The organism is Methanospirillum hungatei, from assembly GCF_020216685.1.
Taxonomy (GTDB): Archaea; Halobacteriota; Methanomicrobia; order Methanomicrobiales; family Methanospirillaceae; genus Methanospirillum; species Methanospirillum hungatei_B.
Window position 1 is genome coordinate 1 of record NZ_JAIWNS010000172.1, and the last position, 11,392, is coordinate 11,392.

Annotated in this window: 12 protein-coding genes; 7 read left to right on the forward strand and 5 right to left on the reverse strand. The window is 46.9% G+C overall.

What is annotated here, in order from left to right:
* Positions 1 to 616 (reverse strand): TIGR04083 family peptide-modifying radical SAM enzyme (locus tag LDL35_RS10780; RefSeq protein ID WP_304022343.1); only part of this gene is annotated, 616 nt, incomplete at its 3' end.
* A 49-nt stretch (positions 617 to 665) separates the two neighbouring features.
* Positions 666 to 1,979, reverse strand: coding sequence for an acetyl-CoA hydrolase/transferase family protein (locus LDL35_RS10785; RefSeq protein ID WP_304022344.1), 1,314 nt, complete (start codon positions 1,977 to 1,979; stop codon positions 666 to 668).
* A gap of 323 nt (positions 1,980 to 2,302) precedes the next feature.
* Between LDL35_RS10785 and LDL35_RS10790 the strand changes: the two genes are divergently transcribed.
* Positions 2,303 to 3,019 carry a DNA alkylation repair protein gene (locus LDL35_RS10790; protein WP_304022345.1) on the forward strand — a complete coding sequence of 239 codons (717 nt, stop codon included), beginning with the start codon at positions 2,303 to 2,305 and terminating at the stop codon, positions 3,017 to 3,019.
* An 89-nt stretch (positions 3,020 to 3,108) separates the two neighbouring features.
* A complete protein-coding gene (locus tag LDL35_RS10795; RefSeq protein WP_304022346.1) occupies positions 3,109 to 4,842 on the forward strand; it encodes a histidine kinase N-terminal 7TM domain-containing protein in 1,734 nt (577 codons plus the stop codon).
* Here the strand turns inward: LDL35_RS10795 and LDL35_RS10800 are convergent.
* A complete protein-coding gene (locus tag LDL35_RS10800; protein WP_304022347.1) occupies positions 4,839 to 5,879 on the reverse strand; it encodes a hypothetical protein in 1,041 nt (346 codons plus the stop codon). The genes LDL35_RS10795 and LDL35_RS10800 overlap by 4 nt on opposite strands.
* Positions 5,880 to 5,984: 105 nt before the next feature.
* Here LDL35_RS10800 and LDL35_RS10805 point away from each other — a divergent pair, with 105 nt between their 5' ends.
* Complete coding sequence (locus LDL35_RS10805; RefSeq protein WP_304022348.1) at positions 5,985 to 6,569, forward strand: DUF99 family protein; 585 nt, start codon at positions 5,985 to 5,987, stop codon at positions 6,567 to 6,569.
* Positions 6,570 to 6,808: 239 nt separating this feature from the next.
* The gene (locus LDL35_RS10810) at positions 6,809 to 7,360 is read left to right on the forward strand and encodes an RNA-binding protein (protein WP_304022349.1); all 552 of its coding nucleotides are present in this window, start codon (positions 6,809 to 6,811) and stop codon (positions 7,358 to 7,360) included.
* Positions 7,361 to 7,415: 55 nt separating this feature from the next.
* Here the strand turns inward: LDL35_RS10810 and LDL35_RS10815 are convergent, their stop codons facing one another.
* Positions 7,416 to 8,243, reverse strand: a complete 828-nt coding sequence (locus tag LDL35_RS10815) for an acetyltransferase (RefSeq protein WP_304022350.1) — start codon at positions 8,241 to 8,243, stop codon at positions 7,416 to 7,418.
* Positions 8,244 to 8,245: 2 nt separating this feature from the next.
* The gene (locus LDL35_RS10820) at positions 8,246 to 8,854 is read right to left on the reverse strand and encodes a DUF2115 domain-containing protein (protein WP_369694920.1); all 609 of its coding nucleotides are present in this window, start codon (positions 8,852 to 8,854) and stop codon (positions 8,246 to 8,248) included.
* A gap of 111 nt (positions 8,855 to 8,965) precedes the next feature.
* Between LDL35_RS10820 and LDL35_RS10825 the strand changes: the two genes are divergently transcribed.
* The 3 genes from LDL35_RS10825 to LDL35_RS10835 all read left to right on the forward strand — a co-directional run.
* Positions 8,966 to 10,000: a mechanosensitive ion channel family protein gene (locus LDL35_RS10825; RefSeq protein WP_304022351.1), complete on the forward strand. Its 1,035-nt coding sequence runs from the start codon at positions 8,966 to 8,968 to the stop codon at positions 9,998 to 10,000.
* A 48-nt stretch (positions 10,001 to 10,048) separates the two neighbouring features.
* The gene (locus tag LDL35_RS10830) at positions 10,049 to 10,357 is read left to right on the forward strand and encodes a carboxymuconolactone decarboxylase family protein (protein ID WP_304022352.1); all 309 of its coding nucleotides are present in this window, start codon (positions 10,049 to 10,051) and stop codon (positions 10,355 to 10,357) included.
* On the forward strand, positions 10,354 to 11,392 hold a 1,039-nt coding region (locus LDL35_RS10835; RefSeq protein WP_304022353.1), incomplete at its 3' end, for a hypothetical protein. The genes LDL35_RS10830 and LDL35_RS10835, both read left to right, overlap by 4 nt.

Here is an 11,392-nt window from a genome sequence, read left to right on the forward strand (position 1 = left end):
AGACCAGAAGATCGCCAAATTTCTCCGGGGCCAGGGCCCACTCATTCGGACTCTCACTTCGAAGCGAGGGAAGTGCCGGGTGCAGTTTCATGGTAAAGCCCTGATCGATGAAGAACTCAACGATAGACTCCCTCTGTTTTTCAGAATATCCGGTAAACGTGCAGATAAACCTGACAATGAGCCCATGCTCCCGTGCGATCCGGTATCCCTCCATCGTCTTTTGAAAATACCCCTCTCCCCGCTGGTAATCGGTGATATCCTCTGGTCCGTCTATACTGGACCCGATGGGAATATGGTATTCTGCAAAGATGTCCGCAAGTTCGGGAGTCATCCGCCAGAGGTTTGTCTGAATAGCGAATGAGGGCTTATTTTTGGCAAGGCCCTGTGCAAGGAGGGGGAGAGCCTCACGGTAAAAGGCAGGTCCGGCAAGGAGGGGCTCACCGCCATGAAAGGTTATTGTGACCGGATCATCCCGAAATTCTGAAAGCCAGGATACCACGTCCTTTACAACCTGAATATTCATCACCGGAGAACCTTCTTCAGAGCTCCAGCAGTATTTACAATTGGACGGGCAGCCAAGGGTCGGGATTAACATAATATGGAAAGGGGTTTTCATCGATCCTCCAGTATTCTCCTGAATAGGTACGAACCTCACGACCAAAAAATTAGATAAGTCCCATTCGGTCGGCTTCCATCATAAGGGAGTCACGGAACTGTGGATGGGCAAGATCAATGATCGCAAGCGCACGCTGCCTGGTATCCTTTCCTTTCAGGTTGGCCATCCCATATTCGGTTGCAAGATAATGAACATCGGCACGTGGGGTGGTTATTGCTGCACCAGCTTCAAGCCGTGGCACAATTTTTGATATCTTCCCGCCCTTTGCCGTTGAATAAAACGCAAGGATAGACTTTCCACCCCTTGAGTCAAACGCTCCCCTGACAAAATCAAGCTGACCGCCGGTACCACTAAAGAGAGAACCAGACAGGTACTCAGCATTCACCTGACCGAGAAGATCAACCTCAAGTATCGAATTTATCGATATCATAGTATCATTTTGTGCAATGATTCGTGGATCACAGACATGCGATGCCGGATAGCTCTCTATGGAGGGGTTATCATCCATAAATTCATACATCCGTCTGGTTCCTGCGGCTGTGGTAAATACGTGCTTCTCTTTATGTATTGTCTTTTTCTTCCCGGTGGCAACACCCATATCAATAAGATCCACCATTCCTTCGGTGAAGAGTTCGGTATGGATACCAAGGTCTTTATGATCCTGAAGGAAACCTGCAACCGCGTTTGGAAGTCCGCCGATACCAAGCTGAATGGTCGCTCCGTTTGGAATCTGTTCTGAAATCATTCGTCCGATAATCTCATCTTCCGGCTTTTTTTCAGGGATCTGCAGCTCAAGAAGAGGAGTGTCATATTCCACAATCCCATCAATATCAGAGAGATGAATCTGTGAGTCACCAAAGACACGGGGCATATATCTGTTTACCTCTACGATAATCCGTTTCCCGCATCGGGCAGCTGTTGAGATATAATCATTTCCGGTCCCAAAACTAAAAAACCCGGCTTTGTCCATCGGTGAAACCGTCGTGATCACGGTGTCGATATCCATGAAATCCTGGCAAAGGCGGGGTATCTGGTGAAGATAAGAAGGGACAAAATAGCTCAGACCATATCTGGTCATGGCACGGTCAGCAACTCCGCTAAACCATGAGTGATGGGTGATCTGATCACAGAGTTCAGGAGAGAGTACGGTTGACTGGGTGTGTTCACGAGGAAGAAATGTGTAGATGTTAATATCCTGAAGGTTTTCAGAGAGAATTCTGTCAGCAAGGGCTTTGAGAAGTGCCGGCGGCTGACATATGGACATACCATATACGATAGTCTCGCCGCTCTGAATTGGGAGAACTGCCTGATCCGGGGTTTTCAGCAGATCAAGATACCGGGAGTCTGATCGAGTAAATGCCATGAGTGCATCATATCCAATATACCGGGAGGACTAATGAAGATGTATGTATGGAAGGAGAATAGGTATACCTGGTAGCGGGCACGGGTTTCCTGAAGCGATTGCATCAGACAAACCAGATGTCATTGATTGGTATATCAGCCCGGTGGAAAAACCGCATCCATTCATGTGCACTGGGAGCCCATGATTATGCTGTACGGACGTTGCATGAAAATCGGTGAATAGTTATTTTTTTTTGATTTTCGCAAGAGATGTACTAGCTCGTAACCGATACAACTGATTCTTTTTTCAGAATTCATTTATGAGGGACCAGCATATGTTTGTACATGGATCCGATAATCAGCACAATACGGGAAGAACTCAAGGGGGTGATTGACGAAAAGACACTGAGTAGTTATCAGCGGTTTTTCAAGGAGAAGGTGAATGCATACGGATGTAAGACCGCTGAGGTATCAAAGATAGCAAAAAAACACTGGAAAAAAGTCAGTACAAGAAGTAAGCCAGAGATATTCTCTCTCTGCGAAGAACTCTATCAGTCAGGATATATAGAAGAAGCCTTTATTGTATCCTCCTGGGTCCCACACCTCAGGGACCAGTTCGAGCCGGAAGATATTCACACCTTCAGATACTGGGTAGAGCATTACATCACCAACTGGGCCACCTGTGATAGTTTTTGTAACCATTCGATGGGTGACTTTATTGAGAAATATCCTGAATTCATACATGAACTAAAAAACTGGACGAAGTCAGATAACCGGTGGATGAGGCGGGCAGCTGCAGTATCTCTTATCATACCGGCAAAGCGTGGGAGATACCTAAATGATGTCCTCGAGATTGCCGATGCACTCCTGACCGATGAGGATGATATGGTACGGAAAGGATATGGCTGGCTCTTAAAAGAAGCAAGCAGAGAGCACGAGGATGCCATATTTGAGTATGTTCAGGCCCACAAACGGGAGATGCCACGAACATCACTCCGTTATGCCATTGAACGTATGCCAAAAGAGAGACGGGCACAAGCAATGAAAAAAGACTGGAAATAGACAGGACAAAAACCCGGTACATCATATAGATTACAGAAGAAATTAATAAGAATGAATGAGGCGGGCATGGTGAAAAGGGGTGAGTATGGGTGATATATTCACTCCCTATCATCTCCTTATTATGCCTCATATCGGCGGCTATCACCTTTAGTCTTGGTATTTTTGTTTTTGCACGTAATCCAAAGAGCCATGTTCACCAGCTATTCCTTTTCCTCTGCTGCTCCGGTGCATTCTGGGCATTTTTTGAATTTATGCTCAGGCAGGCAACCGATCCTTCGTTTGCATATTACTGGAACATGATCGGGTCAGAGTGGATCCTCACCGTCCCGGTAGCAATCCATTTCATCCTTTTGTTTACCAGCCATCCATTAAGCAGGAAATCCCGTCTTCCGATTATTCTTTTATTATTTTATGCCCCTGCCTTTGTGTTCCTCATCTATGATGCAGCCCATGCCTGGACATATCACTTTACCTTCATTGAAGGATATGGATATGATTCAGCCCCGGGTCCGGAACACCTTCTCTATATTCCGGAGATTATTTTCGCATTTACGGTAGCCTTTATCGCAATCATCACCTGCATCTGGTCATATCATAAAACACCCGGAAAGGACAGAAAATTAAGAAGACAGATCCTTCTGGTTCTGATGGGTATCAGTTTCCCATCCGGTGCAGGACTTATCGGGATTATCTTCTTCTCAAATATCTCCAACGGACTCTCCGTTGCAGTCGCAATAAGTTATCTTGGATTTGTAATATGTATCAGCCTCGCAATATTACGATACGGGCTCTTTATTGTCTCTCCAACAACAGCAGCGGAGACGATCATAGCAACAATTCCCGATGCTCTTATCCTGACCACTCATGATGGAAAGATCATCACCATAAACCCAGCCGGCCTGCATCTTATGGGCATTGAAAAGGGCATCAATAATTCAAGGCAAATACGAAATTTTATTGAAGAAACCGATTTTATTCGTTTGAAACAAAAGATAGAGCAGAAGGGATCCATTTCAGACGAGGAGATATTGTTTAGAGGAGGGTTTGGTCCGGTGCCGGTCAGTATAGCTGCATCAGAGGTAAAGGACCCTGACGGAAAACCTGCAGGACTTGTATATATTATCAGGGATATAACTGACCGGAAAGCATCAGAGAGGGCACTCATTCAGGCACGGGAGAAACTGGCCCTGATGTACCGGATTACCAGGCATGACATCTTAAATCTCCTGACTGCGATGACCGGGTATTTATGTATAGCCGAAGAAAAGGCTGAACCCCTGGACGAATCGCTTACCACGGATATCCGGGCCTGCCAGAGCCTTGCCGACAGGATTGCAGATCATATCCGGATAACCGGAACATATCCTGAACAGTATTCAGGAGAAATGATATGGCAATCGCTGGATTCCCTCATCAGACGCCTGATCCAGGAGATGAGTAGTACCATCCATATAACTGCCGATATCAGAGAGGTAGAGATCCTGGCCGACCCTCTCATTTATAAAGTATTCTATAATATTGCTGAAAACAGCGTCCGGCATGGAGAGAATGCAACACTGATAACATGTGAATCTGCAATCATACATGATTCATTCATCCTGATCATGGAAGATAATGGCAAGGGTGTACTGCAAGAAGAAAAATTAAAGATTTTTGAACCAGGTTTTGGGAAAAATACCGGGCTTGGCCTTTCTTTCTGTCGGGACATCCTGAGTTACTCAGGCATATCTATCAGGGAAACCGGACAGGCAGGGATTGGAGCACGGTTTGAGATCCTGTTTCCTTTAGGAACCTGGAGAGAGAATAATTCAGGGCCTGATTAAAATATCGTATTATCCTCAATAAACCGCTCAATCACCTCAATCTCCCGTTCAAGACTGTCACGTAATTCCAGTGTTTTTGCCCGGCTGAGATACTTTCTGGCTTCAAAGAAATCTCCATCCTGTTTGCATTCCTCTGCGTACGAGACCATCAGATCGATGATCTTCGGATTCGGACCAAACGGAATATTCCGTTCATCCAGGATCTTTCGGCCATGAGAGAGGATATATGACACATCCGGCTCGTTTCCACTCTTTTCTTTGATGTATGCCAGTTCCCGGGCAGTCTCTGGTGTGTCCTCCCATGTGGTGCTCATCAGGTAGCAGGTGACTGCACCCACATAATCACCGGCTTCTGTCAGGTAATATCCCATGTTCCGGTAGGCACGGGCCAGGTCATCAGGTTTCCAGGCATACTCTAAACATCGGAGTGTGATATTGCGAAATTCATCCAGATTTCTCTCTTCACGACAGAGATCAGCACAGGAAAACAATATTGAATCATTGACCGGACTCATCTCCAAAAGAGATCTGAAGATAATCCTGGCTTTTTCCTTCTCTCCTTTTAATACCGCAAGTCGTCCGGACTGAAACAGGATGTCGCAGTTCAGGTAGGGATGGACCCTGAAATCCGGTTCAGGAGTAAGCCAGGTGACATAATATGCATATTCAATAAAATCACGAAATGAAAGGTATTTCTCGCCATCACTATCCGGATGTTCAGCATAGGGGAGAATATATGACAAAGCTGAGTCTGCAGCCGCCCCGTTCCGGTCATCAAGAAATGAACGAACGGATGCAAGGACTGCTTCTACAATCAGGTCCGGATTTCGGACACGTGATACGAAGGTATGAAATTCAGAGGAAGAGAATGACCCGATAGCCAGGGATGCAATAACGTCAGATACCTCCTTCTGACATGGATGGCTTGCATAATGCTGCTCCATATCGGTGAGGTATTCCATAACCTCATTTTTTTCAGCAGGAACATGCTCCCGTATGTATGTAATTATCCCGGTACAGCTCTGTGGTGATGTCATTCTCTGCTCACTTACAATCCGGTATCATAGGATTGAACTTCATCCATGATGATAAATACCCTCTGTTCACAAGAATTCTAGTATCTGAACAGATGATCTATTGGTATGCAACTCCAAAAGCGGGGCATCAGGGTGCTTGGGATATCTGAGTCCTTTGCTGACCGGGACTGGTCAGTCCTCTGCGGCGTTGTTATGCGTCGGGACCTGCATATTGACGGGTTCTGCTTTGGAAAGGTTCGGGTAGGTGGGATGGATGCGACGGCAGAGATAATCCGGATGGCAGCCGCTCTTGACCGGCAGGACGTAAACGCCATCATGCTGAACGGATGTGTCATCGCCTGGTATAATGTGATTCATCCGGTGGAGATTATGGAAAAAACCGGAGTGCCGGTCATTTGTGTCTCATATAAGGATTCCGAGGGCCTGACAGGCCATATCAGGCATCATTTCCCCGGAGATGAAGAGCGGGTCAGAGGTTACGAAAACCTTGGAGAACGGATATCCATACCGGTAAAGACCGGTTTATCTCTGTTCGCCCGGGGATATGGATGCACCGAGCAGGAGGTACGGCACCTTTGCAGGATCTTCACCCTGCATGGGAAGATACCAGAACCCCTCAGAGTTGCACGCCTCTGTGCCCGGACTGTCATGCAGCAGACCAGAACTGATACTTCTCCCTCATTTTCCTGACAATGCAACACGGTTTTTCGATATATTCTGCCTGATGGATACCAAAGGACGTAACCATGCGCAATTATCAGATTGACAGGAGATGAGAAGGGCAAAATTTTGAATCTAGTGAGCATGGGTACAAACAAAAGAGAGATACTTAAAGTTATACCGGTAATTAATCAGCTGGAATACAGATCTCTGATTACACGGTACCAATCTTGTAAAATACACGCAGAACAGAGACTGGCGGTAAGAATATGAATCCAAGACGATTGTTTGTTGGAAACCTGACATATTCCGTTGATGAGAAGCAACTGTGGGGACTCTTCTCACGGTATGGTGAGGTTGTCGGTGTCCGTGTCATTGAAGGAAAAGGATACGGATTTGTAGAGATGGAAAACTATGAGGATGCACGGGCTGCACGAAATGCCCTGAATGAGACCGAATTTCAGGGGAGAAATCTGCTTATTGATGATGTAAGGCCGCCAAAACCAAAACCAGGTTTTCAGCAGAGACCGGGGGGAAAATTTCAGGGGAGAAGAACCCCATCCACCGGCCCGGCCGGAAGACAGGGGAAGAAAGGGCCCGGACAGCAGAGAGGAGGAGCACCACCAGGCAGGGGGGGAGCAGGGACCGGACGACCACGACAGAGAGAGACTGAGTATACAGAACGGGTATTAAAGAGTGTTACCCGGCCACCCCGTGATGAGAAGAAGACTGCCATCAGGAAAAAGCCAAAGACACCAGCAGCAGATGAAAAATCATCGCCGAAGAAAAAGACCAGGTTCTGGCCAGGTGGCAGAAGGTAATCACCTTTTTTCCTACGAACATCCCATTCCGAAATTTTAAGGGCCGACCGTCTGATTACCGGTGATCAGGAAACATTTCTGAGGAGGGGGCTATCGGGTTGGTAATATACCGGATAATAAGCCTGATAACTTCGGGATTCTTTGGCAGGAAAATATGACAGTACTGATAGGGCTCAGCCTGCAGACTGCCCGGGTCAGTCGGGACGAGATCAAACTCCGTTCCAGGAAGGTATGAGTCATAATGAGGAATCACCCCATCTCCAAGCCAGGTGGTTCGCCAGGTTTCATCATGCCCGAGCACCCAGGTACGTCCGTTAAAACTTGGGAAGAATGCCGGATCTCCGGTCCGGTTAGCGGCAAGAATGTTCCTGTACCTGATATCTGGCCTGATTCCTGCATTGCATAATTCTCTGGTCTCCCGACTTCTGATCCGAAGGCCCTGGACATTGACATCCCTCTCCGGTTCATACTTCTGCGGGACAAATTCACCAGAGAGGACATCTATGACCTCTGGTCCGTGAACCGGATCATTAAAAATCTCAGCCATAGATGAGCCCTGGTTTGGCACTCCTATCTCGATCAACTGGCGAACCTTCTCCTCCCGTTTCTTCCCGTCAAGCACTTCGACATAATACCGGGTGACATAGCCACCCATAGAGTGACAGACAATGTCAACCGGTCCATGATATCCGGCAACCCTTCGTTTCTCATGAAGGAAGGACTTGAGCTGGTGAGCGATCTGTGATATCGTCGATTCATAGAGGCCGGAGTAATCAAAAAGCCAGATCTGTTCAGGAGGGATTTGGACCTGCTCTATGAGTCTTCTCCAGATACCAGGATGACTCTTCCACCCATGCACCAGCACCAAGGGAATGGATTCCATGTTTAATCAGTCTGCCTGGCAGGACAGAAGTTACAGATGGAGAAGAATACATCCTTTTCCTTGTCACGAATGGGACAATAGTACTCATCAACCCGTTTTTCAACAACCTGACCGCCAGGAAACGGCATCCCGACCGGGTGACCGGGGAGGTCTTCAACGAACATTGTATATGCTGCAATCAGATAGTAAAAAAGCCGGTGCCTTGCACTCCAGATCTCAGGGTTCTTCCACATACTCTCATCCCAGGCCATGCACCCGTCAGGTATCATCCGGCAGTACGAGAGAAAGAGTTCAGGATCACGGATCGGATCAGTACATTTCCGAAAAGCACCACTTCTATACCTGGACAGGAGCATGTGGTGAGCACCAAATATCTGGTCCCTGAAATAGGATCTGATTTTATGCCGGTAATGTGCAGGGAGCCGTTCAATCTCAAGATGTAATCTCCCGCCGATCACCTGTAACTCAAATACCGAGTACTTCTGGATCTCTTCTGCAACGATAGTGCCAAGTTCACCTTTGTGAGCCGCCCCAGCCAGCCGTGCGACGATTGATTCAATCTTTGATCGCTCTGGATCTGTCATCCCATAGCAGACCCGTTCTGTAATCACTGATTATACATGAAACCGGAGATACAATATAGTTTCATGCAACGGCCCGGTTGTGGAGAGACGGAAAGGTCCGATGTATTACTATTACCTTTCCAAGAAGACATATAGGAGATGGAACCTTCGAATATTCTTGCTCTCATCATACTCGTCAGTGGAATTATCGGTATCATCATAATAAAGGCTGTCGGAAATCTCCTGAAATCGCGGGCAAAAAGAACAGAAACTGTAATTGATGACATTATTTTATCCTCTATTGGAAAACCCCTTATCCTGTTTCTTATTATCATCACCATCTACTCTACTCTGGCAACAAGCACCCTCATACCTCCTGAATACACCTGGATTCTGGACAACAGATACCTTCTGGTCTGTATTACCCTCCTTGCAACCTGGATCTTCTGGTCATTTGTAAAGAATGTTGCAAACCAGTACGAAGAGTACATACTCGTGTCAGCAACAAATGAAGCAGGAATCAGGTTCTATCACTTCTTTCGATCGACATTCAGTTACATTGTCTGGATAATCGCCGGAATCATTATCCTTAAGATACTCAATGTTGATATCACCCCTCTTCTTGCTGCCGGAGGTATTGTGGGAATTGCTGCAGGTTTTGCAGGAAAGGATATCCTGGGTAACTTCTTTTCAGGGGCACTCCTTGCTGCGGATCAACCGTTTCGTATCGGAGACCGGATCCAGGTGCAGGACTATATCGGAGATGTTATCGCTATAGGGCCCAGGAGTACAAGAATTCAGACACTTGACAGTCAGCTGATAACCATACCAAACTCCATCCTTACAAATGATGTGGTGATCAATTATGCAGAACCGGATCTGAAGATCAAGGTGCGAATAAATATCGGAGTTGCATATGGCAGTGATATTGAAAAAGTGAAGACACTCCTTTTAAAGATAGCAGATGAGATCATTAAAACCGGTCTCTGCCTTGCTGATCCAAAACCCTCCGTCTTTTTCCTTGAATTTGCAGAGTCGAGCCTGAATCTGCAGATGATTGTCTGGACAGAAAAATATACGATGACGTATGAGATTCGGGATTTTATTAACTGCCGGATTCAGACCGAATTTGAGAGAGAGGGGATCGAGATTCCATTCCCCCAGATGGATGTACATATGAAAAATAAGAGGTAAATTCATATACCCTGTATCTTTCTTAAGCCCAGGAGATGAATACTGTTTATGGAACTCACCCCCATGGAACTTTTTCAGAAAGAGGCCCCCGAATGTGCAGCAGCATTCAATGGTCTGATTCAGGCACTTATTGCAAGAGAGGGATTAGACCAGAAGACAAAGCAGCTCATCTATATCGCCATGAAAACGGCTATGGGCGATGACCGGGCAGTCCGGGCTCACCTTCCGATGGCAAAAGCACTTGGAGTGACAAGAGAGGAGATGGTTGATGCAGTCCTTCTGACCCTTACCGTCAGCGGGATATCAGGTGTTTTAAAAGTCCTCCCTCATATCGTTAAGTTGTATGATACAAAATGAGCATCGGAAAGGCTGAATATCTCCGAACTCTTACGGTCTCAACGCTTCAGAACAGATCGGTACCAGTCGGAACAGAACTTGATGGAAGTTCCCCTCCGTCCATCTTCATTGGAAGTGCCGGGTACCCGAAGGTCTATGCCGGCCCTCTTATCACCCCCGAACATGGAGATACGGGGATATATGACACACCAGAGTCATGGATACCGGCACAGAAGTCACAGGAGGAGATTATCGGATATCGGCTCAGTCTGGTGCGGGGAAAAAGACTGGTTGAGACCTACGATATCCATAGCAGATTTGTCAGCCAGCTGCAGGAGATCGTATTGTCAGACACTTCTGTTGAGAGTGAGGCTGCATTTCTCGAAGTCCCGACAGGGTTCTCATTGAGTGAGGAGCATGCACCTTTCGGACCAAGTGCATCGATAGATACACTCTCATGTGAACCGGTGAGATGGAACCATCACCTTGAACGGGTCTTTGATGACACCGACCTGCTGGCACGGGATGCTGTGATAAATCTCCATCAGGAGAAGGTCCCATTCTCTGCCATTCAAAAGGCATTCTCTGCTGGAACCATGGGAAACGGCAAGAAACGTCATCTTGTCCCGACCAGATGGTCTATTACGGCGGTGGACAGCACCCTTGCCGATTCTCTCTACAACCGGGTGAAACAATTCAGTCCCATTGATACCTGGCGGGTTCATGAATTTTCAAGTCTTCATAACCGGTATGCAGTCATCCTCACCCCGACCGGATGGCAGTATGAATGGACTGAGGCATTTATCAGGGTTCTTGGAGATGAGAAACTGGTATTTTCAGACTCTGAAATAAAGCGGCCAAAGACTGAATACTCATCTGTCGGCGGTTGTTATTACTCATGCAAAATGGCGGTGCTTGAAGCACTCGTAAGAGAACAAAAACAGGCCGGAGCAATCGTCCTCAGAGCAGCAACCGAAGGGTATGTGCCACTCGGAGTATTTAATGTCCGCGAAAATGTCAGAAATGCGATGCTTACCAGGGGGAAGGAGTTTGAAT